The 26,033-nt window shown below is 59.9% G+C and carries 19 protein-coding genes and 2 tRNA genes; 11 read left to right on the forward strand and 10 right to left on the reverse strand.

Annotation, left to right across the window (positions count from 1 at the left end; genetic code table 11):
• The first annotated feature begins 3 nt into the window (after window positions 1-3).
• A complete protein-coding gene (locus tag EKH49_RS14370; RefSeq protein WP_128471379.1) occupies window positions 4-1,617 on the forward strand; it encodes an ABC transporter transmembrane domain-containing protein in 1,614 nt (537 codons plus the stop codon).
• Here EKH49_RS14370 and EKH49_RS14375 read toward each other — a convergent pair.
• The 3 genes from EKH49_RS14375 to EKH49_RS14385 are packed head-to-tail and all read right to left on the reverse strand — an operon-like array spanning window position 1,614 to window position 5,463.
• Window positions 1,614-2,225 carry a TetR/AcrR family transcriptional regulator gene (locus tag EKH49_RS14375; RefSeq protein WP_128471380.1) on the reverse strand — a complete coding sequence of 204 codons (612 nt, stop codon included), beginning with the start codon at window positions 2,223-2,225 and terminating at the stop codon, window positions 1,614-1,616. The genes EKH49_RS14370 and EKH49_RS14375 overlap by 4 nt on opposite strands.
• The gene (locus EKH49_RS14380) at window positions 2,222-4,552 is read right to left on the reverse strand and encodes a YhgE/Pip domain-containing protein (protein WP_128471381.1); all 2,331 of its coding nucleotides are present in this window, start codon (window positions 4,550-4,552) and stop codon (window positions 2,222-2,224) included. Before EKH49_RS14380 ends, EKH49_RS14375 begins: the two co-directional genes overlap by 4 nt.
• Window positions 4,549-5,463 carry an ABC transporter ATP-binding protein gene (locus EKH49_RS14385; RefSeq protein WP_128471382.1) on the reverse strand — a complete coding sequence of 305 codons (915 nt, stop codon included), beginning with the start codon at window positions 5,461-5,463 and terminating at the stop codon, window positions 4,549-4,551. The genes EKH49_RS14380 and EKH49_RS14385 overlap by 4 nt, the downstream gene beginning before the upstream one ends.
• A gap of 221 nt (window positions 5,464-5,684) precedes the next feature.
• On the opposite strand from EKH49_RS14385, the gene EKH49_RS14390 reads away from it, so the two are divergent.
• The 6 genes from EKH49_RS14390 to EKH49_RS14415 all read left to right on the forward strand — a co-directional run bounded on the left by EKH49_RS14390 (window position 5,685) and on the right by EKH49_RS14415 (window position 13,832).
• Window positions 5,685-7,601, forward strand: coding sequence for an ExeM/NucH family extracellular endonuclease (locus tag EKH49_RS14390; RefSeq protein ID WP_128471383.1), 1,917 nt, complete (start codon window positions 5,685-5,687; stop codon window positions 7,599-7,601).
• A gap of 269 nt (window positions 7,602-7,870) precedes the next feature.
• Window positions 7,871-9,202, forward strand: coding sequence for an ABC transporter substrate-binding protein (locus tag EKH49_RS14395; RefSeq protein WP_236641177.1), 1,332 nt, complete (start codon window positions 7,871-7,873; stop codon window positions 9,200-9,202).
• 90 nt (window positions 9,203-9,292) lie between these two features.
• Window positions 9,293-10,420, forward strand: coding sequence for a carbohydrate ABC transporter permease (locus EKH49_RS14400; RefSeq protein ID WP_128471385.1), 1,128 nt, complete (start codon window positions 9,293-9,295; stop codon window positions 10,418-10,420).
• On the forward strand, window positions 10,413-11,300 hold the full coding sequence (locus EKH49_RS14405) for a carbohydrate ABC transporter permease (protein WP_201739622.1): 888 nt from the start codon (window positions 10,413-10,415) through the stop codon (window positions 11,298-11,300). Before EKH49_RS14400 ends, EKH49_RS14405 begins: the two co-directional genes overlap by 8 nt.
• Window positions 11,300-12,718: a GH1 family beta-glucosidase gene (locus EKH49_RS14410; protein ID WP_128471386.1), complete on the forward strand. Its 1,419-nt coding sequence runs from the start codon at window positions 11,300-11,302 to the stop codon at window positions 12,716-12,718. The genes EKH49_RS14405 and EKH49_RS14410 overlap by 1 nt, the downstream gene beginning before the upstream one ends.
• A gap of 94 nt (window positions 12,719-12,812) precedes the next feature.
• On the forward strand, window positions 12,813-13,832 hold the full coding sequence (locus tag EKH49_RS14415) for a LacI family DNA-binding transcriptional regulator (RefSeq protein WP_128471387.1): 1,020 nt from the start codon (window positions 12,813-12,815) through the stop codon (window positions 13,830-13,832).
• A gap of 86 nt (window positions 13,833-13,918) precedes the next feature.
• On the opposite strand, the gene EKH49_RS14420 is transcribed toward EKH49_RS14415, so the two are convergent.
• The 4 genes from EKH49_RS14420 to EKH49_RS17205 form a co-directional block, all read right to left on the reverse strand.
• A tRNA-Arg gene (locus EKH49_RS14420) sits at window positions 13,919-13,992 on the reverse strand.
• Between the two features lie 137 nt (window positions 13,993-14,129).
• The gene (locus EKH49_RS14425; protein WP_236641179.1) at window positions 14,130-14,621 is read right to left on the reverse strand and encodes a GNAT family N-acetyltransferase; all 492 of its coding nucleotides are present in this window, start codon (window positions 14,619-14,621) and stop codon (window positions 14,130-14,132) included.
• A 106-nt stretch (window positions 14,622-14,727) separates the two neighbouring features.
• A complete protein-coding gene (locus EKH49_RS14430) occupies window positions 14,728-15,960 on the reverse strand; it encodes an McrC family protein (RefSeq protein ID WP_128471389.1) in 1,233 nt (410 codons plus the stop codon).
• Window positions 15,960-17,372 carry an AAA family ATPase gene (locus EKH49_RS17205; protein WP_442903513.1) on the reverse strand — a complete coding sequence of 471 codons (1,413 nt, stop codon included), beginning with the start codon at window positions 17,370-17,372 and terminating at the stop codon, window positions 15,960-15,962. Before EKH49_RS17205 ends, EKH49_RS14430 begins: the two co-directional genes overlap by 1 nt.
• Window positions 17,373-19,567: 2,195 nt before the next feature.
• Here EKH49_RS17205 and EKH49_RS14440 point away from each other — a divergent pair.
• Window positions 19,568-19,903 carry a transposase family protein gene (locus tag EKH49_RS14440; RefSeq protein WP_161567535.1) on the forward strand — a complete coding sequence of 112 codons (336 nt, stop codon included), beginning with the start codon at window positions 19,568-19,570 and terminating at the stop codon, window positions 19,901-19,903.
• Between the two features lie 94 nt (window positions 19,904-19,997).
• Here EKH49_RS14440 and EKH49_RS14445 read toward each other — a convergent pair.
• Window positions 19,998-20,071: transfer RNA gene (locus EKH49_RS14445), tRNA-Arg, on the reverse strand.
• A 317-nt stretch (window positions 20,072-20,388) separates the two neighbouring features.
• Here EKH49_RS14445 and EKH49_RS14450 point away from each other — a divergent pair.
• From EKH49_RS14450 to EKH49_RS14460, 3 genes are all read left to right on the forward strand, one after another.
• Complete coding sequence (locus EKH49_RS14450; RefSeq protein ID WP_128471392.1) at window positions 20,389-22,221, forward strand: phosphoenolpyruvate carboxykinase (GTP); 1,833 nt, start codon at window positions 20,389-20,391, stop codon at window positions 22,219-22,221.
• A 168-nt stretch (window positions 22,222-22,389) separates the two neighbouring features.
• Window positions 22,390-22,917, forward strand: a complete 528-nt coding sequence (locus EKH49_RS14455) for a PadR family transcriptional regulator (RefSeq protein WP_038993803.1) — start codon at window positions 22,390-22,392, stop codon at window positions 22,915-22,917.
• Window positions 22,914-23,996 (forward strand): alpha/beta fold hydrolase, encoded by a 1,083-nt coding sequence (locus EKH49_RS14460; protein WP_161567536.1) that lies wholly within the window; start codon window positions 22,914-22,916, stop codon window positions 23,994-23,996. The genes EKH49_RS14455 and EKH49_RS14460 overlap by 4 nt, the downstream gene beginning before the upstream one ends.
• A gap of 67 nt (window positions 23,997-24,063) precedes the next feature.
• Here the strand turns inward: EKH49_RS14460 and EKH49_RS14465 are convergent, their stop codons facing one another.
• Both EKH49_RS14465 and EKH49_RS14470 read right to left on the reverse strand, forming a co-directional pair.
• Entirely contained in the window at window positions 24,064-25,239 is a 1,176-nt protein-coding gene (locus tag EKH49_RS14465) for a globin domain-containing protein (protein WP_128471394.1), read from the reverse strand.
• A 145-nt stretch (window positions 25,240-25,384) separates the two neighbouring features.
• Window positions 25,385-25,843, reverse strand: a complete 459-nt coding sequence (locus tag EKH49_RS14470; RefSeq protein ID WP_128471395.1) for an RrF2 family transcriptional regulator — start codon at window positions 25,841-25,843, stop codon at window positions 25,385-25,387.
• Window positions 25,844-26,033: the final 190 nt, after the last annotated feature.

Raw genomic sequence — 26,033 nt, forward strand, 5'->3', positions numbered from 1 at the left:
GCAATGCTGGACCAGAAGACCGCCGCCGCGCCGGTGGCCCAGCCCGAGCGCCTGCCGCCACTGGTAGCGCCCGGCCGGCGGATGCTCCTGGCCGGACTGCTCAGCCTAGGCGTTCTCGCCGGCCTGCTCTCGATTGCCATTGGCTGGCTGATCGGGCAGCTCTCGGCCAGCCTCAGCGCCGGGGCGCTAGCCGCGGTGCTGGGCCTGGTCGGCTGTTTCTTCCTGGCCAAATACGCTGAACGGGTGCTGGCCGAAAAGCTGGGCCAGCACTATGTGGCCCAGCTGCGCCGCGGGCTGGTAGCCCACGCTTTGCGCAGCGCCCGCGGACCGTCCATGGGCATCACCATCGCCCGTTCCACCAACGACCTGTCCTCGATCCGCAACTGGATAGTGCAGGGCATGGTCCCCCTGGTGGCCGGCCTGCCGCTGCTGCTGGTCAGCGGTGCGGGCCTGTGGTTCTTGCATCCGCTGCTGGCTCTCAGCCTGGCCGTGACACTGGTGCTGGAAGGCATCTTGCTGGCGGGCCTGGCCGGCGGAACGTTCCTCAGCGCCCGGACCTTGCGCCGGCACCGCGGGAACCTGGCCGCGCGCATTGCCGATTCCGTGGCCGCACGGACCGCGATTGCCGCCGGCGGCGGCATCGAGCGGGAGGTGCAAAGGGTGCAGGACACCTCGCAGAAGGTGGTTGACGCGTCCGTGCATCGCGCCCGGTTCGCCGCAGCCCTGCGCGGCGGAGCGTTGGCCATTCCGCTGCTGGGTACTGCGCTTCTCGTGGCCGCGGCCGCGCAGGCGCAGCTTCCGGCAGCCGCCGTGGCGACCGCGCTGACGCTGATGGGAATCTGCGCGGGAACCCTGGGCGAATGGGGCCGCGTGGTGGAGTACAGGCAGAATTACAAGGCTGGCCGGCGCATCATCGCGCCGCTGTTGGCCGAGCAGGATCGCTGGCAGGCCAGCGAAGCATCGCCGGTGAGCACCCGCGATGCCAAGGAGCTGATGCTCCAGTCGTCCTCAGTGCGCATCCAGCTTCCGGAATCGATGGCCGGGAATTTCCCCACGCTGCGCGCCCAGCCCGGGCAGCGCATCGCGGTGCGCGGAAACCAGGGGGACTGCGCCGCATTGCTCGCGGCCATCGCCACTGGCAGCCTGGCGCATGACGCCGACCCGCAGGCCGGGGTGTGGATCGCCGAGGGGCGAAGCGAGGATTTGCCTACGACCGGCCGCCGCAAGCTGATCGGCGCCGCATTGGAGTCCATGGTTCCCGAGCGCGGCAGCGTTGCCCGCGCGCTGCGCTACCGCCATCCGGGCGCGTCGCTGCGCAAGGCAGTGGCACTGGCGGAAACCTGCGGGCTGCAGATGGCCCACCTGCCCGATGCGGAGGAAACCCGCTTGCGCCGGGGCGGAGAACCGCTGAATTCCGCGCAGCAGGCGTCGCTGCTGGTGGCGCGGGCGTTATTGCGCGAACCGCCGTTGCTGGTGCTCGATTCGCTGCTGGCCCGCCTGCCCGATGCTGCCTATGCCACGGTGGCCGAACTGCTCAACGACTATCCCGGGGTGCTGATCTTCAGCGGCGAACTGCCGGGCATCAGCGAAACCGCCAGCTGGGAAGCGCGGGCCTAATTGCTGGCTGGTGGACGGGTGGCACGCAGCCCGTCCACGGTGAGCAGCACGGCGCGCACCGTCTGCTCGCGGTCCAGATCGGTCCGTCCCGAGGCGCGCATGCGGGCGGTGAACAAGGCGGCGCCGAAAATGCTGGTGGCTACCGACAGCTTCTGCTCCGGGGCGAGCACCACGAGGCGTTCGAGGACCTCGATGATCAGCCCGGTCACCTGCGTATTCAGCGGGGTGCCGGCGAATGCATTGGCGGTGTCGGCATCCAGCTGCTCCTGCATCCACAGATGGGCGAAGGCCGGGTAGTTGGCCACGAAATCCATGGCAAATTCCAGCATCTGGCGCAGCGCCAGGTAGGGGTCTTCCGCGGAAGCAACGCGTGCCAGTTCGCCCATGAGCTTCTGCGCGCCGTAGCTGAGCAGCTGGCTGACCAGCTCGTCCTTGGAACCGAAATTGTAGTAGACGGTGCCCTTGGAAACGCCGGCGGCCGCGGCGATCTCGTCCACCGAGACGGACTCGGGGGAGCGCGAACCGAGCAGCCTCATGGCCGCTTCGAAGAGCTTTTCCTTCGAATCCGTGGCGCGCACGCGGCGGCGCTGGCCGGTTAGCGTTGTCATTCTTTCAGCTCCGGCTGCAGTGTTTTCAGGGTCCAGGTCTTGCCCTTACGTACCGCGAGCATGCTCAGCAAGAGTCCGATCGCGGTGTAGATGAGCAATGAGCCTGCGACCGCGGAGAGCACATTCAATTCCGCTCCGTACACCAGGTGACGCAGTCCGACGACCACATTACCCATCGGCAAGATCTGGTGCAGGAAGTGCAATGGCGCTGGCAGGGTCTCCCACGGGAAGGTACCGCCGGCGGTGACCAGCTGAAGCACCATCAAGACGAGCACCACAAACTTGCCGGCAGTTCCTAGCAGGGCGAAGCAGCCTTGGATGAGGGCGCTGAAGCACAGGGCGGCGAGTACCAGAAGGAACCATGCCATCCATGGGTGCGCCGTGTGTAGACCCAGTCCGAAGTGCACCACTGCGTAGAGCAAGCTGGTCTGGATCACGGCAACGGCCGCGAATGGTATCCAACCACCGAGCGAGATCTTCCAGTTGCTGCCGTTGGACAGCAGTGCGCGCTTGGTAATGGGGCGCATCACCTGCGTGAGGATCAGTACACCGATAAAGGTCGCCAGCGTCATGAAGAATGGGGCTAGACCCTCACCATAGACTTGGGCTTCGGACTGCTTGGTGTTCTCCACCGTCACCGGGTTACCGATCACATCGGAGAGCTCTTCACTGGTCTTCTTATCGGGGTTAGGAACCTGCTTGACGCCGTCATCCAGGCCCGTGGCCAGCTCGTTGGAGCCATCTTGGAGCTTGGTGGTACCGTCGGACAGATCGCCGACACCATCGGAAAGCTGGACCAAACCGCTGTGGAGCTGGTCGGCGCCGGTCACCAGGGAACCGGCTCCGGAATCCAGCTTCTTGGCACCCTCGGAGGCCTGGGTCGCACCGGTCAGTGCGGACTTCTGGCCTTCGGCCAACTGCTTGGCACCGTCGTGGGCACTGTTCGCGCCGGTGGCAAGTTTCGCTGAGCCGTCAGCGGCCGAGGAAATTCCGTCCACGAGGCTTGGTACCGCAGCGTTCAGCGTCTTGGTGCCCTGGGCAAGGGTGCCCAGACCGGTAGCTAGCTGTTCGTTACCATCGGCGACCTTGTCGGCACCATCCGAGAGTGTGTGCAGGTTATCTTGCAGTCCTGCAAGGCCGGTGTTGACCTTGTCCACCTTGTTCTTCAAGGTGTTGCTCAGCGTCGAGTTCTCCACGCTATCGCTGACCTTGGACTTGATGGTGTCTGCTTGCTCTTGGGTCAACACACCGTCGGCCACCAGCTTGTCCAGCTCGGCCTGCGTATCGGTCTTGACGTTCTGCAGTTGCTTGTCGGTTTCGTCCTGCAGCTCGTTGATCACCGAGATGGCGTCATCGGCGGTGTCGGAGAGCTGCTTATTTCCATCGGCGACTTGACGTGCGCCGGTGGCCAACTGGTCGGCAGCGCTCTTGGCGCTCTGGGCGCCATCGTTGAGCTGTTTGACCGAGCTTGGCAGGGTCTTGGTCTTGGATTTCATGGCGCTCAAACCATCGCTGAGCGTATCTGCACCGGTGGCTAGCTCTCCGGTGCCATCGGCCAGAGAATTGCTGCCATCGAGCAGTTTCTTCTGACCTGTGACCAGCTGAGAAAGGCCACTGGAAAGTTCGCTGGTTCCATCCTTGAGCTGGACAGCACCGTCGGAGAGTTCACTACTGCCATCAACAAGCTTGGTGGTGCCATCGGCCAGGGTCACGATGCCATCACCTAGGGTGATCGTGCCGTCGTAGAGCTGTTGTGCGCCGTCCGCGGCTTTATCCATAGAGCTGTGAATGTCTACAAAGCCGGCGATCATCGCCGACGCGGTTTCGGTGCCGACTTCTTCGGAGACCGAAGTGCGCACCGAGGTGGTCAGGGTCCGTGCGAAGTTGGAGACCATGAAGTTATTCGCGTCATTGGTCAGCAACTCAATATTGGCCTGGCTGGCATCTTTGAAGTCGCCGGGGGACAGCAGCGCAGCGGTGAAATTATCGGGTAGAACGAGGGCGAAGGCGTATTTGCCGCTGGCCACCGCGTCGGCGGCTTCGTCTCTCGAATCGAGATGCGCCCAGCTGAAGGTCCCATCGTCTTCGAGGTTCTCAACGACATCGTCGGCGACACGGGTGAATTTGCCGTCCTTTTCCCCGCCGTCATCGAGATTAACGACGGCCGCGGTGACCTTGTCTAAGTTTCCCTGGGGGTCCCAGTTGGCGTAGAGGTAGAGGGCACCATAAAGCAGAGGCACACAGGTCACCGCGATGAGCGCCAGCTTTGGCAGGGTGCCACGGGTCATGCGCTTTAGCTCGGAGAGCGCAAGTTGCAAAGTGGTCATTCTTTTTCCTTCGCGTCGCTATCCTCTGCGACAGTTGGTACTGCGTCGCTGTGTTCTGCCGGTGTGGATTCTTGCTCCGCGGACTTGGGCTCCACTGTTTCTGGAACGTCTAGATCCAGCTCATCTTGAACAGATTCTTGCGACAAAACCTCTGTTTTATCGGGTTCGTCTAGTTCTGCAGGCGCTTCAGAATTTTCGGGCTCTTCTAGTTCTTCGGGTTCTTCTGGCTCTTCAACCAGAGGTTCTCCGGAGATGAGCGCGGTGGCTTCTTCCGGTGATTCAAATTCTTCGTACTCGTTGGATCCCAGGTAAGTGATCGGTCCATCCCACTCGTAAGGGGCGTTACTGACAATGGCGACGATCGCGAATGCGCGGTTCGAGCCAGCAAATTCAAGCAGGAGATCCAGCCAGACATCATCTTGCATGTCGTGGCGATCAGGGGAGTCAAGGACTATAAGTTCGATGCGGGAGTCTTCTGCGGCCAGTAAAAGTTGCAGTTCCAACCGGCGGGCGGGATCTAGGGAATCTGCCCAATCCTTGGCCACATCATCGAATCCGTGCAGTGCCGTCCACTTTTTATTGCGTGGTTTTTTCCAGATCGGGCCCGGCAGAAGGGCGAGGTCTTCGGCGATGAGATCGCGGACCTTCATATGTGATTCAGGTTCGTTGACCTCTGGAGAATCCAGGAGGGCAGTGTGCTGGCGCAGGGTTTTCAGGGAGTCAGCGTGACCCCACGAGACGGTCCCCGTAGATGGTTTCATGCGCCCGCTCAGGGCTAGGGCCAAGGCGGTACGTGAGATTTGCGGGTCGGCCACCACAAGGTGTACCTCTCCGCGAGTTACTTGAAGCGAGGTGGGGGACACCAGTAAATCGTGGCGTCCCTTGACGGAAACTGAATCTGCGATAAGCACAAAACAAGACTATTTGAACTGACCGGTCAGTTCAAATAGGGAAAATATTCCTTTAATCACGTCTAGACGTAAACCGCTTGATGCTCTTGGATGGTTCTTGGCTAAGCCTTATAAACGCGGTGTGGAGTTCACGAGTAGTTCACTGAACTCTGATTACCTCGAAGCCTAGTCGCCATTGGCGGTTCTGACTACCGCCCAACGATCATCAACCGAGGGAAACTATGAGCAAGAGACGAACTACCAGTATTGCGGCAGTTCTGCTGTCCGGGGCTGTTGTTGCATCCACCTTCACCGCAGCTCAGGCTGACACGGTGGAGATCACCCCCATCGAGCAGGTGCAAGGTACGGGGGATACCTCCCCATTGGTCGGCCAAAAGACCACCGTGCGTGGCGTGGTGACCGCCGCCTATGCAGAGGGTGGAATTCGCGGATTCTACCTACAAAGCGCCGGCAGTGGGGTACAGATTCCAACAGAAGGAAGCTCGGCGGTGTTCATTTACGCCCCGGACGATGTAGCTTCAGTTGAGGTCGGGGACCACCTGCAGGTCTCTGGAACGGTCAGTGAGTACTACGGGCTCACCCAGATCAAAGCCCAGAGTGTGAAGTCCCTGAGTGAGCCGGCCGAAAGCATTAAGCCATTGGCCATCACCTTGCCTAGCGACGAAGCCGGGCGCGAGCAGATCGAATCCATGCTCATTGAACCTCAGGGTGAGTTCACTGTCTCGGATAACTATTCGCTGAACCAATATGGTGAACTGACCCTAGCCATGGGAACAAGCTCGATCCTCCCAGGCGAAAAGCTGCTGCGTCAGCCCACCGACGTCTTTGCTCCGGGCAGTGCGCAGGCCGCTGAGCTAGGGAAAGAAAACGAGCAGCGCTCGATCGTGGTGGACGATGGTGCCACCTTGAATTTCAGCACCGCCAAAAACACCACCGTTGCCCTGCCATATATTGATTCTGCCCATCGCGTCAGTGTTGGAGCGGAAGCCACTTTCACCGGACCGATGATTCTGGACTACCGGTATGACCTGTGGCGACTACAGCCTCAGGGGCAGGTGATCGGCTCCGATGACGCAGATATCGCCTTGCACTTTGAGCAGATCGATAATAGTGCCCCACAGGATGTCGGCGGCAACGTGTCCGTAGGCAGCTTCAACGTACTGAACTACTTCACCACTACCGGCGATGAACTTTCCGATTGCAGCTACTACTCGGACCGCGAAGGTAATCCAGTGACCGTCCGTCAAGGATGCGACGCTCGTGGAGCTGCCAACCAGGCCAGTTTTGAACGTCAGCAGTCCAAAATTGTTGCTGCGTTGAGCCAATTTACCGCGGATGTCGTGGTACTTGAAGAAATTGAAAACTCGGCCCGTTTTGGTCAGGATCGTGATGCTGCCCTAGCTCATCTGGTTGATCAGTTGAATTCGGCAGCCGGTTCAAAGATCTGGAAATTTGTCCCAAGCCCGGATGCTACCCCGGCTGATGAAGACGTGATCCGCACCGCGATCATCTACCGCAACAAAGCTGTGAAGCCGATCGGCGAATCGGTCATTCTCGAAGACGAGGCCTTTGACAATGCGCGCGAACCACTGGGTCAAGCCTTCCAGAAGGTCGGCGGAAATCAGAAGACTCGTTTTGTGGTCGTAGCCAATCACTTCAAGTCGAAGGGCTCAGACCCGAAAGACGGTTCGGGCAACGCTGACTCCGGCGATGGCCAGGGTGCCTGGAACGCCGATCGAGTAGATCAGGCTAAGGCGCTGGTCAGTTTTGCTGATCAGCTGAAGAAGTCACGCAACACCCAGAAGGTCTTGCTCGCTGGCGACTTCAATTCCTACGCTGCCGAAGATCCAATTCGAGTGCTCGCCGAGGCGGGCTACGTTGATCTCGGTGCCAAGGCTGACTCGCAGAGCTACGTTTATGGTGGGCTGAGCGGTTCCTTGGATCACATTCTGGCTTCCCCAGAGCTGGCTTCCAAGGTCACCGGGCAGGATATCTGGAATATCAACGCCATCGAATCCGTCGGCTATGAATACAGCCGCTACAACTACAACATCACCAACCTGTTTAGCTCGAACCAGTACCGTTCATCGGATCATGATCCGGTTCTGGTTGGATTGCAGTTGAACAAGAAGGGCTAGTTTCAGCTAGTTTTATCGGCCAGGCAACTCCAAATGGGGCAGTTGTCTGGCCGATTCTTTCGTTAAGGGTTGACAAGCAGAATCCATTGTGGAGAATTATGGAAGAAGTTTTGTGAGAGCGCTCACAAAATAGCTAAGCGGAGTTGCTGTCATTGCTATGGCAAATGGGGTTCAGGAAGAACCCTCATATTTTTGCCACATTTTGAGAGCGCTCTCAAAATATGTTGGTCTCACCTCACTCGCACAAACAAGACTTGAATGGAGTCACCGTGAACCCCTCACGAACAGCTCGGCTAGCCAAGGTTGTAGCCCTGAGCTCAAGTATTGCCCTGCTCGCAGCAGGCTGCGCATCGGGCGATAGCAAGGACGCCGCCCAGCCAGCCTCCGCGGATAATCCTGTCACCCTGACCATCACCACCTTCGGCACCCAGGGTTTGGATCCTCTGTACAAGCAGTACGAAGCCGATAACCCAGGCATCACCATTGAAGCCACCAACATCGACACCGGTGGCAACGCACTGACCGACTGGAAAACCAAACAAGCCGCGGGCGCAGGCCTGCCGGATGTTCAAGCTGTGGAAGAAGGCTGGCTCGGCCAAGTCATGACCGTTTCAGATAGCTTCACCGACCTCAACGAATACGGTGCCAAAGATATCGCCGGCGACTGGGTGGACTGGAAAGTACAGCAGGCCACCGACGCCGATGGTCGCACCATCGGCTACGGCACCGACATCGGACCAATGGGCCTGTGCTACAACAGCAAGCTCTTCAAGGCAGCCGGTCTGCCCAGCGATCGTGAACAGGTTGCCGAACTCTTCGGCGGCGCCGACTCGACGTGGGATGACTTCTTCTCCGTGGGCGAGGACTACGTGAAGAAAACCGACAAGGCCTTCTATGACCAGTCCGGCTTCGTCTGGAACGCCATGGTCAACCAGCTCGATGAAGGCTACTACAAGGCTGATGGCTCACTGAACATTGAGGGAAACACCGCACTGCGTGAGCGGTGGGATCAACTGTCGGCTGCAGCGTCCAAGGGCCTGTCCTCGGCGCAGACCCAATGGGACTGGGGCAAGGGACAAGCATTTGTCGACGGCTCCTTCGCAGTGATGCCATGCCCAGGCTGGATGTTGGGCAACGTCAAGGGTCAGGTTGAAGGCGCCGGTGGCGACGCATCGGACGGTTGGGACTTTGCCGATGTCTTCCCTGGCGGCGCAGCCAACTGGGGCGGTGCATTCCTGACGGTGCCGAGCACTTCCAAGCATCCCGCTGAGGCGGCCAAGCTCGCGCAGTACCTGACCAACGCCACCTCGCAGGCGACTTCCTTCGAAGAAGCAGGAGCCTTCCCAAGCAACAACGAAGCACAGAAGTCCAAGGCTGTGACCGGTGAGAACGACCTGACCAAGTTCTTCAATGGTGCACCGATCGGTGAAATTCTCTCGAACCGTGCCGAGGGCGTAAAGGCACAGTACAAGGGCGCGGATGATTCGGTGATTCAGGAGCAGGTCTTCGGTCCAGCAACTATCGCCATTGACAAGGGCACTGACGGGGACACCGCGTGGAACACGGCTCTGTCAACGCTGCAGGAACTGGAAATCAAGTAATCGGATTGGCCGACATAGCGCCCTGTGGGGTCAGCGTTCATCACTGACCTGGCCCCACGGAGCGCAACTGCAGCAGAAAAGAAGACACCGATGAGCACCACGACACCCATGTCACGGCCGAAACTACGGGCCGAAAAACCCAGTACGCCCACCCCAGAAAGGCTGCAGGAAGCCAAGGCAGAACGCAAAATGCGACGCCAGCACCTGCGTGGCCGACTGGATTTTAAGTACTCCCCATACCTTTATATCTCGCCCTTTTTCATCCTCTTCGCGCTGGTTGGGCTCTTCCCACTGATCTACACCTTCGTGGTATCAATCAACGACTGGGACCTGCTAGGTGGAGCCGGTGACTGGGTGGGGCTGAAAAACTACCGAGCCGAACTGTCCTCCCCGCTGTTCTGGAATTCCCTGTTCAACACCTTCAGCATCTTCCTGCTCTCGGCCATCCCGCAGCTGGTGATTGCGACGTTCATCGCTGCCATGCTGGACCAGAACATCCGCGCCAAGACCTTCTGGCGGATGAGCGTGCTGGTTCCCTACGTGGTCACCCCGGTGGCGGTCACGCTGATTTTCTCCTCGGCCTTCGATGAGCAATACGGTGTGCTGAACAACCTGCTGGCCGCCGTGAACCTCGACCCGATCGCGTGGAAGACCGACGTCTTCGCCTCGCATGCGGCGATTGCGACCATGGTGAACTGGCGCTGGACCGGGTACAACGCACTGATCCTGCTGGCCGCCATGCAGGCGGTGCCCCGCGAGCTGCACGAATCGGCGGCCATCGACGGCGCCGGCGCGATCCGCCGGTTCTTCTCGATTACCCTGCCCAGCATCCGCCCCACGATGATCTTCGTGATCATCACCGCCACCATCGGCGGACTGCAGATCTTCACCGAACCGAAGCTGTTCAACCCCAGCAGCTCGGTTCCCGGCGGCCCCGACCGCCAGTACCAGACCACCGTGCTCTACCTCTGGGACCTGGCGTTCAACCGCGGGGACTTCGGCCGCGCCTCGGCCGTGGCCTGGATGCTCTTCCTGATCATCATCGTGATCGGCGTGATCAATTTCCTGATCTCCGGATCCATCGCCTCCTCGGCCGACAAGAAGGGCGCGCGCGGCACAGGCAGAACCCGGGCGGCACGCCGCGCGTCGGCCCGGGCCGAAGCCGCAGCGGCCAAGCAAGCCAACGGAATGCAGAGCGGAAGTGCAGCACATGAGTAGCGCAACCATCCAACGCCCCGCACGCCAGGCGCCTGCGCCCAAGCGCCGCGGCAAGAACTTCTCCATGGATCGCCGCCCGGGCTTCCTCACCTACGGAATCCTGCTGGCCTTCCTCATCGGCAGCACCTACCCGCTGTGGTACAGCTTCGTCATCGGCTCCTCCACCGGCGGGGTGTTCGCCTCGGCCTACCCGCCGCTGCTGCCCGGCGGGCACTTCTGGACCAATGTGGCCGAAGTGCTGGACTCGATCGATTTCTGGGCGGCCCTGGGAAACAGCATCATCGTCTCCTCAGTGATCACCTTCTCTGTGGTGTCATTCTCCACCCTGGCAGGCTACGCCTTCGCCAAGCTGCGCTTCCGTGGACGCCAGGGGCTGCTGGTCTTCGTGATCGCCACCCTGGCCGTGCCCACCCAGCTGGGCATCATCCCGATGTTCATGATGATGAAGCAATTCGGCTGGACCGGCTCGCTGGGAGCCGTCATCATCCCGACCCTGGTCACCGCCTTCGGCGTCTTCTTCATGCGCCAGTACCTGGTGGAGAACATCCCCGATGAGCTGATCGAGGCCGCGCGCGTGGATGGTGCCTCCATGATCGGCACCTTCTGGCATGTCGGTGTTCCAGCGGCCCGGCCCGCGATGGCGATCCTGTCGCTGTTCACCTTCATGACCGCGTGGACCGACTACCTGTGGCCGATGCTGGTGGCGCCGCAGAACCCGACCTTGCAGGTGGCGTTGAGCCAGCTGCAGTCTGCACGATACGTTGACTACACCATCGTGATGAGCGGAGCCTTGATGGCGACGATCCCGCTGCTGGTGCTTTTCATTCTTGCAGGCAAGCAACTTGTATCCGGAATTATGGCAGGAGCTGTAAAGGGCTGATGATGAACCACCTATCCCAGCAATTCGCATGGCCGAAGGACTTCTTGTGGGGCTCGGCCACCGCGGCAGCCCAGATCGAAGGGGCGGCGCATTCCTACGGCAAGGAGGATTCCGTCTGGGACGCCTTCGCCCGCAAGCAGGGGGCCATCGCCGGGGGCGATAATCTCGATGTCGCGGTGGACCACTACCACCGCTACCGCGAAGACGTGCAGCTGATGCGCGAACTGGGCCTGGACTCCTACCGCTTCTCCACCAGCTGGGCGCGCATCGTTCCCGGCGGGCGCACGGTGAACCCCGAGGGCCTGGACTTCTACTCGCGGCTGGTCGACGAGCTGCTGGAAAACGGCATCCTGCCGTGGCTGACCCTGTACCACTGGGATCTGCCGCAGGCGCTGGAGGAGCGCGGCGGCTGGGCCAACCGGGAGACCGCGTACAAGTTCCTCGACTACGCCGAAGCGGTGCATGCAAAGCTCGGCGACCGGGTGAAGCACTGGACGACCTTCAACGAACCGCTGTGCTCCTCGCTGATCGGCTACGCCGCCGGCGAGCATGCCCCGGGACGCCAGGAGCCCGAGGCCGCGCTGGCCGCGGTGCACCACCAGCACCTGGCCCACGGGCTGGCCGCATCCCGGCTGCGCGAACTGGGCGCCGAGCAGATCGGCATCACGCTGAACCTGACCAACGCGGTGCCGAACGACCCGAAGGATCCGGTGGACCTGGAAGCAGCGCGCCGCATCGACGCGCTGTGGAACCGCATGTACCTGGATCCGATCCTGCGCGGTGCCTACCCGGAAGACCTGCTCGAGGACGTCAAGGGACTGGGGCTGGCCGAAGCCATCGAGCCCGGGGACCTTGAGATCATCGCGCAGCCAATCGACTTCCTGGGCGTGAACCACTACCACGACGACAACGTCTCGGGGCATCCGCTGCCAGCCGGCCAGCCGCCGGCCATCGTGCCCACCGATTCACCGAAGGCCTCGCCATTTGTCGGCAGCGAGTACGTGAGCTTCCCGGCCCGCGACCTGCCGCGCACGGCCATGGGCTGGGAGGTGAATCCCGAGGGACTGCGCGTGCTGCTGAAGCGCCTGAAGCGCGACTACAGCAATATGCCGGCGCTGTACATCACGGAGAATGGCGCGGCCTACACGGATACGGTCACCGAGGCGGGAACCATCGAAGACACCGAACGAGAGGAATACATCCTCAACCACCTTGATGCCGTCGCCCGCGCGATTGCCGATGGGGTGGATGTCCGCGGCTACTTTGTCTGGTCCTTGCTGGACAATTTCGAATGGGCCTGGGGCTACGCCAAGCGCTTCGGGATCATCCACGTCGATTACCAGACCCAGGAGCGGACGATCAAGAAAAGCGGCCGGACCTACGCGGGGTTGATTGCCGCGAACCGTACAATGGCATAACACCTGAGCATGGTGGCCCGCAGCCCGCTGCCGGTGCTGCGGGCCACCATCGCGTTTCCACGACGAACTACTGCAAGGCACCTGGGTACAGAACATGAGCATGCACGAAGCGCGCAGTCCGAAGCCGACCCTAGAGTTGGTGGCAGAACGCGCAGGTGTCTCGCGCGCCACGGTTTCCCGCGTGGTCAACGGCTCGGATCGGGTGAAGCCCGCGGCCCGCAAGGCCGTTGAATTGGCGATCCGCGAATTGAATTATGTGCCCAACCGCGCTGCCCGTTCCCTCGCGCAGGGCCGGACCAATTCCGTTGCCCTGGTTGTCCCCGAGAACACCGCGAAGTTCTTTGCCGATCCCTACTTCGCCAAGGTGGTCCAGGGCGTGGCCCGGTACCTGGCCGGCACCGAATTCATGCTCACCTTGCTGCTGTCCACCGAAGCGGATCCGGCAAAGACCACCCGCTACCTGCAAGGCGGCAACGTGGATGGCGCACTGGTGCTTTCGCACCACGCAGATGACCGCTCCTATGCTGATCTCGGAAACGTGCTGCCCATGGTCTATGGCGGGCGCACCATGAGCACCGACGAGAAGGACATCTATGTTGTCGATATCGACAACATTGCCGCCGCCAGGCAGGCGACGGAGGTCGTCATTGGCCAGGGCCGCACCAAGCTGGCAACGATTGCCGGGCCGCAGGACATGGGTGCGGGTCTGGACCGGCTGGTGGGATTCAGGCAGGCGGTTGAGGACGCCGGGCTGGAACCTGTAGCTATCGAGATCGGCGACTTCACCCCGGCGAGCGGACGGCGCATCATGCAGCAGCTGCTGGATGCTAATCTCGCGGTCGACGGCCTGTTTGCCGCCAGCGCCCAGATGGGCTTCGGCGCCCTGCAGGCCCTGGCCGAGGCCGGCGTGAAAGTTCCCGAGGACATTTCGGTCACGTCGGTCGATGATGATTCCTTCGCGCGGAGCTCGACCCCGCCGTTGACGACCATTGCGCAGAACCCGGAGCGCCAGGGCGAGGTCATGGCGGAGCTGCTGATCAAGCGCATCAACGGGGAACAGGTGCCCGAGTGGAGCATCATGGACACGAAATTGGTGCTGCGCGCCTCGCACTAGTCCATCGCGGATCCATCGCGGTGCCTGCGTTGAATCAGCAGGTATAGCAAAAAATTCCCACTCGAATGAGTGGGAATTTCAATTTGTGCGCCCAAAGGGATTCGAACCCCTGACCTTCTGTTCCGTAGACAGACGCTCTATCCAGCTGAGCTATGGGCGCTTATTCAATTGCTTGCCGTCTTGACGACTTGAATAACTTTACACGAGATTTTCCGGGAGCAATAACCAAAACAGCCAAAAGTGCGGTGTTTCACAAAATAACTAGTCGACTTCGGAATCGACGGAGCTGGACGCCGGCTAATCGTGCAAGGTCGCCTGGTAGAGGTAATGGTCCTGCCAGCGTCCTGCGATCTTCAGGTAGTTCGGTGCCATCCCGATGCGGACGAAGCCGTTCTTCTCGAGAACGCGCTGCGACCCGTAATTGCGGAGGAGCGTGCTGGCTTCCAGCCGGTGCAGCCCCAGGTCGTTGAGCGCTGCGGTGCGCAAGGCGGCCACGGCTCGGGAAGCCAGGCCGCGGCCGGTGTGCTCATGATCGATCCAGTAGCCCAAGCTGGCGCTTTGGAATGCGCCGCGGACCACGCCGCTGATGTTGAAGCGACCGATGAGCTCCTTGTGCTCGAAGAGCCCGAAAGGGAAGGCTAATCCGCTCCGCTGCGCTTCTGCGGCTGCGGCGAGGCTTGCCGCCTGGTGGGCTTCGGTAAAGAATTCGGCGGGACGGGCTGGTTCCCAGGGCTGAAGGTGCTGCCGATTGCGCCGGTAGGACTCGGCGACTTGCTTGGCTTGCAGCAAAATTCAATTTTCCATTGTCAAACTTCTTCAAATCGACCAGCTCAAGCATGGCGTCGCCCACTCTCCATACGCTTCTCAGATCGATGCTCATCTATAGTAAATCCATCTAGTGACTTGGATGATTAGAAATGAATGTTGTTTCAAACGAGCGTTGTGCAATGGACTCTACTCTGGCAAGTACTTCAGATGGCCGCCCAGACAGATCAATAGGATATTCGTGGACGGAAATGTCGGAATTGCGGACTCGGCGTCGAGTTGGGGTTCCTGAACCCGCGTAGATAAGCCACGCGTCGGACCTGCCCATGGCGGTCGCATAGGCCAACATTTGGTAGTGGTCCGCGTTCGGATACTGTCCGTTGGTTGATGCTGCTTTGTACTTCGCATCAAAGATTAATGTTGGCTCTCCGTCAACGAAATGAACGACGTCCGGCTTCAGAACAATACGCGGTGTACCGTCAGAACAAGGTTCGTCCATGTACGTCTTGTATTGCGATATAGTGCGTCCCGGATATTTCCGTAACGCTTCGGTCAGTGCCATTGTCACGAAATCCTCGAATACTTTGGCCATGTTCACCACGAAGGAAGCGACATGGAGCTTCCCCAAGGAAGCCTCGGCCACCATATTCCTCAGTACCACCTCGGCGATGCGTAACGCAGGCACGTAGGCGGCGTTCAATCGTGATGGTGTCCATCGTGGGAGCCGGTCGCCTGTGACTAACGATGATACGTCTGCCAACTTCCGGTCAAGGTGCAAAAGTCGTCTGCGTACTTCTTCGTCTAGTTTGGGCACTACTAGCATACGGCGCACGGCCGCTCGCAAGATCCGATTCTCAGGAATGTCGATTGTGTATTCGTCGTGGGTTACCTCGATCGGGAACATGAAGCCTGGTCTGCGCGTGGCCTGATCCGACATACGGATCCGGCCACGCACAGTCCGCAACGCTTCATCCTGCGAGACATATCCCTGGAGTACGCCCCGCGAGGTTGCCCGCTCTCCAAGCCGCGCCAGAGTTTCACCCAACGCGGCCCATAAATCGCCTGTCGTTTCCGCTTCGACATTTTGCGGCAGGAACCCGGGGTCTTTGGCATAGCTGAGGAGGAACAGGATCTGGGAAATTCCAACTTTGTCTTTGGGCTTGACTTCGATTAGGAGATCATCGATTTGGACAGCTCCGACAAAGCCATTCGGTAAAAGCTTCCACTGGCCGTGCCCCGCACTCCTGACGACGACTAACTTGGTGTCTTCCAACGCTAAGCGCGTGTCCTCATCGAGCTCCAAGGGATCGGAGTCAAACGCCAGTTCATCGAGCACGATGTGGCGGGTGGGTGCCTTCAGCATTAGTCGGCGTCCAGGTCATTCGTAACCTGCAGCTCGTCAAGGGAACGGCCCATTGCAAGGAGCAACGCATCCAGGGAAAAACGTTCGTGGACTTGCTCTCGGTCAAGTTCGCCAAAATGATACTCCTCGAGCAAGGGCAGCAACTCGTACTTCCATACTCGCCGCAATCCCGTGGCATCCAGGGCATCTTCCTTCATCAAGTAGGACGGACCCACTGCCAGATCACGCTTGTCTGACCCAAGTTCCTCGTTGAGTGCATCAAGTAAGTCAGCGGCCAGTGCTGGCCGTCCGTTGGCGCTCAGGAAACGCCCGAGGACATCCTTGACGATCCCGTCTTGCGGATGAAGTTCAACGAAAGCGAAGCGGCGGCGGATAGCCGCATCCACCATCGCGATGGAACGGTCTGCGGTGTTCATCGTGCCGATGATGAACAAGTTGGGCGGCAAGGTGAAGTCCTCGTCCGGGCTGTACTGCAGGCGGATGCTGTCCTTGCGGTATTCCAGTAGGAAATACAGCTCACCGAAGACCTTAGCCAGATTTCCACGGTTCATCTCATCGATCAGCAGGAAGAACGGCTTGTCCTCGTTGCCTGGTTGGCTCGCCAATTTGGCGAGCCGACGCAGTGGGCCAGGCTGCAGATCGAACCCGACCTGCCCGTTGGCTGGTGCGCTAGGACGGAAGCCTTCGAAAAAGTCCTCGTAGGAATAAGACGGATGGAATTGTACGATCTGAACGTGCTCGGCATGCTCAGTTCCGGCCAAATAGCGGGCCAGATGTTTGCCAATGAATGTCTTGCCTGTCCCCGGCGGGCCATACAGGACGATCTGCCGACGTGTTCTGAGCAGATCGATCATTTCCTGCAGATCGTGCCGCTCGACATGCAGCTTTTCTGCCAGTTCATCGCTGGCGTTTTTCAGCTGTGGCACGACGTCGAGACGTGGCTTGAGTGTTCCTCCTCCCGAAGTACCAGGGTTTTCCCCGCTGCTCGTGGTGGGGCGCTTTCGCCAGGTATCGATAGCAAGCAGGGCCTCCGTGACGTCCACGATTCCGCCGGGCTCGCCGAGCAGGCGAGGAAGCGGATCCGGGAGATCCGCGTTGGGAACGGCCTCCGGATGCCAGTCGACAGTGCGGCAAAGCTTGTTGCCGTGAAAATCTCCGACGTATGCTTCGCTGTCAACGGTGCCGACGAGTAGTACTTCTTCCCATGGGGCGATGACTAGATCGCCTTTGTCCATTTGGCTGGCGAACCGATGAAGTTCTTTGGCCTTGTCTTTCTGGTCCGCCAGGTTAATGTGGCCGTAAACGTCCTTGACTGAGGAGAGAACTGACTCGAAATCATGGCCAATGATTTCCTGGCCCAGCGTCTGCGCGGGGAGGGTAACTATGCCTTCAGCCTGCCAGGTCTCAGCCATGGGGTTGCCAGTCTGGGATTGGCGAACGAGCCACGCTTTCCGTACGGTTCCTGCGAGATTCTGCCATTGCGACTTGTAGGGTTCCGCGTACCATTCGGTGTATTGGCCCGATTCTCCGTCGTGAATTTGGCGGATATCGTGAAGGTCCTGTGCGATATCGAGCTCGGTGTTGCCGCGTGGTCCTCCGAGAAGATGGACAAAGGCATCGCGGATCTTCTTGCGGTCCTCCTTGGCAACGACTGGTGGGAGGTNATTTGGCCATACGAGATAGTCGATCGTATAGCGGATGGCGGGCACATCGTCCGGAACGGCAGCTGTCAGTTCCAACCAAGTCCATGGGCTTGACAAGGCAGCATCCAGCTCAGCCGGTGAGACGCTCCGGATATGCTTGACGAATCGCAATAGCCAACCGATATGGGCAGCAATGTGCATGTTGAAGCCCATGCCTCCGTGGAAAGAGCCAGGGGCTCCCAGTGCCTCCGCAAGTTCAAGCGGGAGCTCTGATGGCCCATCCGGGGACCATCCCAAGATCGTATTGATCCGCTCCGCCTTTTTGTCCGCCCCGATGTTGGACAGCGCAATGCACTGCAAGTACGCCATTTCCGCGGCCAACAGATAAACATCATTGGACGAATCCGCCAACTGGGCCTCAAGCCGATTGAGGAATCCTCCGGCGTCGACTGCGTCTTGGCTCTCCCGTGTCTGCAGGAGACTGGACGATGCGGACGTCGACCAAGTCGATGTTACGCCGTCAATTGGGGAAACCTCGCCGAGCAGCCCCGGTTCCAGAATCTTCCAAGCGGCATTCTCGGTAGCAGGAGACTTCCCTGGCCCCCGGACATAGGACGGTGTTGAAACAGACTCGTCTCCGCGCCAACGGTGAAAAGCTTGGGCTTCATCTGTGGGCCATGTGGAGTCGGGGTCCGTGTTGGTGAGTGTCCACATGAGCCCTTGGGCATCGAGACGGTCCCGGATGGAAAGGCCCGCAGACTGAGCTTGTTCGACCAGCTCGTCCAAGATTTCTAGGACTTGCTCGTAGCGTGCGCTCGCAGGTGCACTTGATTTGAGTGGTTCCCGTCCCAACAACCGGATAAACTCGGCTGTCCGTCGCGCTCGAAACGGAACATAAGTAGTTGGGGAAACTGCCATGAGTAATAATGCCCCAAACCCGATTGCTCCACCAGCCGAGAGTCGTTGTGGATTCAGAGTTCTAAGATCCGACTCCAGTTTGTCTAGCTTGTCCGGAGATACGGGATCAACCCAGAAATCTAGAACGGCGGTGCGCAATGCGTCAGGTTTTTCATTAGAGGCTTTGATAAGCGCCATCATGAAGTATTGATTGACGAGAGTCGTCCTAGAAACCGCGCGTCGCAGAGTTTCGAACCACTGTTGATGGCCATCCATAAGTTGTTGACGGGCTTCCCTGGCCCCTTTAGCAAAGTCGAGCTTGTAGGTGCGTTCTTCGGCATCCAGATCAATCTGACGCAAAAAAGACCGCGAGAAACGGATGACTTCCTCTACTTCGGACATTAGTCTCGCTCTTCGATGTTGTGACGTGTGCCTTTACCAGCAACGGGATCCAGCGTAGAAACGAAAGCAATTCCTGTATCGATTGTTTCTTTCATACACAGAGCTTAATTCAAAACTCTGAACAATAAGGTTCCCACCGCCGTTGTGCCTTTAAAGAACGATCGGCTTTCATCTCGAGAAGATTGCGTTTTCTAGATCAATCAAACCGAAAACTAAAGCCCATGCGCTACAACCCTACTACCGGGAGGCCCGAAGACCTGATCATTGAGCTAACCGTACGTGTCAACGACGTGTTCAACTGCCGCAAAGTACCTGCCATAGGCGCCGGTGGCCGACCGAGAGCCTTGGGTCTGTACCGCCAAGTCGTTCTCGCCTTGTTCTTGTTGCGACGTAATTTGATTCCGTCCGTCGCTGCAGACCTGCTAGGTCTGAGCCGACTGTCTCCAGAATTTACCGTACGATGCTGCCGATCTTTGATCAGGTCCTTGCCCTTCATGAACTCGGGGCACTGTCTGAACTAGCGTCGGAACATACGTTGCTCAGCGATGGGACTGATGTTCCCACCCGTAGATTCAAGGCCGGCATTATTGAGTATTACTCAGGGAAGAAGAAACGCCAAGGGCTGCTGATCCAGGTCGTGTCCAATAACCAAGGGTGTCGATTGCGTGTCTGAGCCAGTGCCCGGGCGTCGTCATGATCGGTGGGCCGTCGGTGAAGTCGGATGGGAAGCAGAGCTTGAGAAGCTGCAGTGGATCGCTGATCCGGGGTCTCAGGGTACCAGTGCCATCACGCCGCAGAAGAAGCCGCCTGGCCATGAACTCAGCGAAGACCGGAAGGAATTCAACCGTCAGATCAGTTTGATCCGTTCAGCAGTTGAACGGGCGATTGCGCATTTGAAGAATTGGAAGATCTTGGCCACTGGGTATTCTGCCAGGCTCAGCGAATTGCCGAAGGTTATCCGAGTAGTTTCCCGGTTGGAATACTACCGGCTGGGTAGGTGATCGACGGGGTTCTGAATAATGCTCATTGGTTCATTGGCTCATTCCTTGCGGGAAACAAAAAATTCCCACTCGATCGAGTGGGAATTTCAATTTGTGCGCCCAAAGGGATTCGAACCCCTGACCTTCTGTTCCGTAGACAGACGCTCTATCCAGCTGAGCTATGGGCGCATGTTCTTTTGCTTAGTTCGTTCTCACGAACCTCGAATAACTATACAGGTCGATTTCGCGCTGTACAAATCGACGGGCAAAGCTACTGGGCCCAGGTGAACAGAAGGTTATATGAAGACATTGAAAGGGTACCGGTCTACGTGACCTTAGTCACTTAATGTGGGTGCGCTGGTTAGCCTAACCCCCGGAATTACGGGAATTTTCTCTTTTTGGTCCCCGGGGTTTCACTTTCATGAGGTTTCGATCACACGGCGCGGGCGTCGAGCGCACCCTAGCCTTGATTTATTGCAAGTTCAGCCCAATGGAGGGAATGGATAATGAGCACGAGCTCGGATCAGAACGTTATCGACGCAGCACCTACTTCGCACGCGAAGTTGGCATCCTGGGTCGAGGAAGTTGCCGCACTGACGAAGCCGGATCGTGTTTATTGGGTTGATGGGTCTGTCGAAGAGAATGATCGCCTGACTGCCGAGCTGGTTGAAGCCGGTACCCTGGTCAAGCTGACCGATCCGAACTTCCCCAACTCCTACGCCGGTTTCTCGGACCCCAAGGACGTGGCCCGAGTCGAAGAGCGCACCTTCATCTGCTCCGAAAAGGAAGAAGATGCGGGCTTCACCAATAACTGGGAAGACCCGACCAAGATGAAGTCCATGCTCAACGGCCTGTTCGATGGCTCGATGCGCGGACGCACCATGTACGTCATCCCGTTCGTCATGGGACCGCTGGACGCAGAAGTACCTGCCTACGGCGTGGAAATCACCGATTCAGCCTACGTTGTCGCCTCGATGCGCATCATGGCCAAGATCGGCAATGAAGTGCTGCGCAAGATGGAAGCCGAGAACGCCTTCTTCGTTCCGGCCCTGCACTCGGTCGGCGCACCCCTGGAACCAGGCCAGGAAGATGTTCCATGGCCATGCAACGAAGACAAGTGGATCGTGCACTTCCCCGAAGAGCGCGCCATCATGTCCTACGGTTCGGGCTACGGCGGCAACGCTCTGCTGGGCAAGAAGTGCTACTCGCTGCGCATCGCCTCGGCCATGGCCCGCGATGAAGGCTGGCTCGCAGAGCACATGCTCATCCTGAAGCTGACCAGCCCGCAGAACAAGTCGTACCACATTGCCGCGGCCTTCCCATCGGCCTGCGGCAAGACCAACCTGGCGCTGCTGGATCCAACCATCGAGGGCTGGAAGGCCGAGACCCTGGGCGATGACATCAACTGGATGCGCATCGGCAAGGACGGCGAGCTACGCGGTGTCAACCCTGAGTACGGCCTGTTCGGCGTGGCTCCTGGCACCGGCTGGTCCACCAACCCGAACGCCATGCGCGCCATCTCCAAGGGCAATAACATCTTCACCAACGTTGCGCTGACCGATGAGGGCGGCGTCTGGTGGGAAGGCATGACCGACGAGGCTCCAGCGCACCTGACCGACTGGCTGGGTAACGACTGGACCCCGGAGTCCGGCCGTCCCGCAGCGCACCCGAACTCGCGCTTCTGCACCCCGATCGACCAGGTCGACATGCTCTCGGACGACTACTACTCGCCAAACGGCGTGAAGATCGACGCGATCCTCTTCGGCGGCCGCCGCAAGACCACCATTCCGCTGGTGACCGAAGCCCGCAGCTGGACCAACGGCATCTTCATGGGTTCGACCCTGTCCTCGGAGACCACCGCGGCCGCTGCCGGCGCAACCGGCGTGATCCGCCGCGACCCAATGGCGATGCTGCCATTCATCGGCTACAACGCAGGCGACTACCTGAACCACTGGGACAAGATCTCGGACAAGCTCAACCCGGAGCAGATGCCGAAGATCTTCCTGGTCAACTGGTTCCGCCGCACCGCTGACGGCGGCTTCGCATGGCCAGGCTTCGGCGACAACTCGCGCGTCCTGAAGTGGGCCATCGAGCGCATCGAAGGCACCGCGGACGCTCGCGAAACCATCATCGGCAACGTCCCGACCGGCGAGTCCCTGGACCTGACCGGCCTGGAAGGCTACACCCCAGCCGACGTCGAAGCGGCCGTTGCCGTGAACAAGGACGAATGGGCCGTGGAAGTCGAAGGCATCGAGGAATGGTACGCCAAGTTCGGCGACGCCCTGCCTGCTTCGCTGCGCGCCGAGCTCGACGGCCTGAAGGCCCGCCTGAGCGCCTAGCAGAACTGGATCTCCCGCAGATCCGCACTTGGGAACGCCCCGGCCACTGGAATTCCAGTGGCCGGGGTATTTTCATGGGCCGCCTAGGAATTGTCACAATCTGGGTACAGTTTCCACACGCCGGGCCGAAGTGGGTGCAAAATCAACTATGTGTGAAAAGATTGCCCTATGGTTTTGGCACGATTGATTCTCGGGCTGCTGTGCTTGTCGCCCATGACTGGCTACGAGCTCAAGAAGCACTTTGACTCCTCTATCAACCACTTCTGGAACGCGGACAAGGCGCAGATCTACCGCACGTTGGCGCAGCTGGTGGACAAGGGGTATGCCACCGTGCGCACCGTCGCCCAGTCGAACTATCCGGACCGCCAGGAACACCACATCACCGAGGCCGGACGCGAGGCGCTGGCCCAGTGGCTATCTGCCGGGGCCGTGCAGTCTCCCGAACGGGATCCCTTCATGGGCCAGGTGTTCTTTGCCGCCGAACTCGAACGCGATGAGATCCAGAATTTGCTGGAGGAACGCCGCCAAGCCACGCAGTACACCCTCGATGACTACCTCTCCCAGCGCGAAGGCATTGACATGCGCGCCGCTGCGGACCGTCGCAGCTTCCTGATGGCTGCCACACTTGACCATGCAATCCGACAACAAGCCGCAGAGCTGGAATGGCTCGACGCGGTATTGGAGTACTTGCCATGACTGCAGCCAAAGACCAGAACAAGACCCCTGCAAGCGATGCATCACGCGATGCCACCGATTATCCCGAAGTGCATCCCGGCCGGCATCACGATGCCCAGCGTTCGATGCAGACGCTGGTGTTCCTCCATGGCGGAAACGTCGGCAACTGGAGCTGGGACCCGCAGGTGCTGGCCTTTGGCGACTACAACATCCTGACCCTCCACCTGCCGGCCTTCGGCGCCCGGTTCGAGGAAACCTGGGAAGGACTGGAATCCGCCGCCGATGACGTCGCGGCCTTGATCGCTGACGAAGTTTCCGAAGGCGGCGTGCACCTGGTGGGCATCTCCCTCGGCGGCGTCATCGCGCTGCACGTGGCGGCACGGCATCCGGAACTGGTTGACTCCGTGATGATCACCGGAACACCAGTGACCGGCGTGGGCCAGGCGGCCAGGGCTATCCAGCGGATGCAGCTCAAGCTCATCGGCAGCGAGTGGTACTGGCGATTCCAGGCCGGAGCCTACGGCATGGTGGATGACGAGCGGGAGCTGTTCACCGAGCATGGCGTGAAACTGAAGGCCCAGAACCTGCGGGCCATCATGGACGAGATGGATCCCGGGGGACTTCCGGAAAAGCTCGACTCCTACCAAGGTCCGGTGCTGGCCCTGGTCGGAGCCAAGGAGCCGAAGGTGGTGCAGAAATCCTTCGAGGCGCTGCGCGCCAAGCTCCCGCAGGTGATCACGCGCGTGGTCCCTGGCATGCACCACCAATGGAACATCGAGAACCCGATCCTGTTCAACTCGGTGCTGCGCAAGTGGATCTCAGAGGAAGGGCTGCACCAGATCCTGGTGGACCCGCAGGCCGCGAAACCGGCACGCGGCGCCAAGTCTGCGCCAGCCGAGCAGCCTGCCGAAGCTCCGGAATCCGAAGACCGCGATGCCGATCTGCCGGCACCGCCAGTCCAGGGGGCGGAGGCGAAGAAGCCTGGAAAGCTCGGCGGCAAAATCGATCCGCGGAAGCTGGATCCGAAGAAACTCGACTTCAAGAAGAAGGCCCCGCAGCAGGGCGATCACCCGGAATCTGCCGCGGATACCGGAAAATAGCGGCAAAAAAGTGCTGCAGGTGGATTCCCCATGATTCCACCTGCAGCACAGTTGCAAGACCTGGATGCTAGGCGGCCAGCCACACATCCGGGCCGAAGACCTCATAGTGGATCCGCTCGGCTGGGATGCCGGCTTCCAGTGCCTGGCTGCGCACGGCATGCATGAATGGCAGCGGGCCGCACAGGTACACCTCGGCGTCCTCGGCCAGTGCATCGGTCAGATCCATGTAGCCGGCCCTGGCGTTCAGCTCTTCCGGCAGTTCGCCGCGTTCGAACCAGGTGCCCAGGGTGGCCTGGGGCAGCTTGGCGATGGAATCGAGCATCTGCTCGCGCAATGGCCAGGCACCCACTTCCTGGTCTGCATGCAGCACGGTGACCTTGCGGTTGGAGCCGCGTGCGGCCAGGGTCTGCAGCGCGGCGGCGCTCGGGGTGCAGCCGATGCCAGCGGTAGCGATCACCAGCGGCGCGCCCTCCTCATCGATGACCAGATCGCCATACGGATTCGACAGCTCGAGCACGTCGCCGAGCTTCAGGTCGTTATGGATGACCGGGGAGAATTCGCCATTCACATCCAGCTTGACGGTGATGGTGCGGCGGTTGGTCTGCTCGATATCGCCGCTCAGGGTGTACTGGCGAACCTGGCGGATGCCGTCGGCCATCGGCATGCGGACCGAAACGAACTGCCCTGGCTTGGCGACCGTTGCCGGGGTGTCGTCAGCTGGCTCGAAGCTGAAGCTGACCGAATCGACACCGGTTTCGGTGCGTTCGACAAGCTTCCACGGGGTGTAGATCTCGGCGTTGGCCTGCTGCGCGTACAAGCCCTTCTCGATCTTGATCAGCGCATGGGCCATCAGCCAGTACACCTCCGTCCAGGCCTCGGCGATCTCCGGAGTCAGCGCATCGCCCAAGTCTTCGGCGATCGCATCGAAGAGGTGCTTGTAGACGATCGGGTACTGCTCCTCGACGACACCGAGGGAGGTGTGCTTGTGGGCCACGCGGGCGAGCATGGTTTCCGGGGTGACGCCCGGGTGCTTGACCAGGTAGGTTGCGAAGACCGCGATGGATCCTGCCAAGGCCTGCTGCTGGGTGCCGTTCTTCTGGTTCGAGCGGGAGAAGATTCCGTCGAGCAGTTCAGGGTGGGCGGTGAACAGGCGGTTGTAGAAGTTCGGGGTAATGCTGGAAATGCGCTCTGCGATGATCGGCAGCGTGGCTTCAATGACCGGGAAGGACTTGGTGGACAGCATCGGGTCTCCTTGGGCGTAGGTGATTACTTGTATCTGAGATACAAGATTTATGATTCATTTCTACGCTCAGTAGAAAAGGATTGCAAATCGAGTTGGCCGGTTTCGCAACAGAAGTGACCGGTATCACTTCATGGGTGAAGTGGAACTAGGAAATGCCGCGCACGGTAGGGAAGGGGAGCAGCGTGATGGGCTCCGCTGCTGACGTCAGGCAGATATCTCTAATAGTCAGCGGATCCAGCGAGGCGTAGAAGGCTTCGCGCGCCTGGCGGAAGACTGCCCGCAGGCGGCAGTTGCCCGAGAGCGGGCAGTTGGATTGCGCGTCATGATCGGTGCAGTCCACGATATCGGTGCGCTTGTCCAATTTGCGCAGCAGCCCGCCGAGGGAAAAATCCAGCGCTTCGCTGCTCAGGGCGGCGCCACCGTTGCGGCCGCGGGTGACCTGCAGGATGCCCAGCGTGCGCAGTTCCAGCACTGCCTTGGCAACGTGGTTGTAGGGAACCCCGACCGAATCGGCGATCTCGCGGCTGGTCAGTTGCCCGGTGCCGGGAGTTGCCAGGACCATCACGGTCCGCAGGCACACGTCGGTGAAGGCACTGAGTTTCATGCTTCCCACTCTACGCGGGAAAAGCGCTTCGGGGTCGGCATAGTGACTATGCCGACCCCGAAAGCACCCGATGCGGGCTAGCCCGGGTATTCCATGGCAACGGCAGTCATTAACTGACTTAAAAGAAGAAAAGGTGACCTGAACTGGAAAAATAGGAGTTGTTGAAGCTCTAAATCACCAGATCAAAGGA

The sequence above is a fragment of the Glutamicibacter sp. HZAU genome, assembly GCF_004100365.1.
GTDB classification, from domain to species: domain Bacteria; phylum Actinomycetota; class Actinomycetes; order Actinomycetales; family Micrococcaceae; genus Glutamicibacter; species Glutamicibacter nicotianae.

Excerpts from the sequence above, each read along its gene's own strand:
- EKH49_RS14470 (WP_128471395.1), bottom strand. The coding sequence starts at position 25,843 with ATGAAACTCAGTGCCTTCACCGACGTGTGCCTGCGGACCGTGATGGTC.
- EKH49_RS17205 (WP_442903513.1), bottom strand. The coding sequence starts at position 17,372 with ATGGCTGAGACCTGGCAGGCTGAAGGCATAGTTACCCTCCCCGCGCAG.
- EKH49_RS14410 (WP_128471386.1), top strand. The coding sequence starts at position 11,300 with ATGATGAACCACCTATCCCAGCAATTCGCATGGCCGAAGGACTTCTTG.
- EKH49_RS14415 (WP_128471387.1), top strand. The coding sequence starts at position 12,813 with ATGAGCATGCACGAAGCGCGCAGTCCGAAGCCGACCCTAGAGTTGGTG.
- EKH49_RS14430 (WP_128471389.1), bottom strand. The coding sequence starts at position 15,960 with ATGCTGAAGGCACCCACCCGCCACATCGTGCTCGATGAACTGGCGTTT.
- EKH49_RS14455 (WP_038993803.1), top strand. The coding sequence starts at position 22,390 with ATGGTTTTGGCACGATTGATTCTCGGGCTGCTGTGCTTGTCGCCCATG.
- EKH49_RS14370 (WP_128471379.1), top strand. The coding sequence starts at position 4 with ATGCTGGACCAGAAGACCGCCGCCGCGCCGGTGGCCCAGCCCGAGCGC.
- EKH49_RS14405 (WP_201739622.1), top strand. The coding sequence starts at position 10,413 with ATGAGTAGCGCAACCATCCAACGCCCCGCACGCCAGGCGCCTGCGCCC.
- EKH49_RS14465 (WP_128471394.1), bottom strand. The coding sequence starts at position 25,239 with ATGCTGTCCACCAAGTCCTTCCCGGTCATTGAAGCCACGCTGCCGATC.
- EKH49_RS14390 (WP_128471383.1), top strand. The coding sequence starts at position 5,685 with ATGAGCAAGAGACGAACTACCAGTATTGCGGCAGTTCTGCTGTCCGGG.
- EKH49_RS14450 (WP_128471392.1), top strand. The coding sequence starts at position 20,389 with ATGAGCACGAGCTCGGATCAGAACGTTATCGACGCAGCACCTACTTCG.
- EKH49_RS14400 (WP_128471385.1), top strand. The coding sequence starts at position 9,293 with ATGAGCACCACGACACCCATGTCACGGCCGAAACTACGGGCCGAAAAA.
- EKH49_RS14460 (WP_161567536.1), top strand. The coding sequence starts at position 22,914 with ATGACTGCAGCCAAAGACCAGAACAAGACCCCTGCAAGCGATGCATCA.
- EKH49_RS14375 (WP_128471380.1), bottom strand. The coding sequence starts at position 2,225 with ATGACAACGCTAACCGGCCAGCGCCGCCGCGTGCGCGCCACGGATTCG.
- EKH49_RS14380 (WP_128471381.1), bottom strand. The coding sequence starts at position 4,552 with ATGACCACTTTGCAACTTGCGCTCTCCGAGCTAAAGCGCATGACCCGT.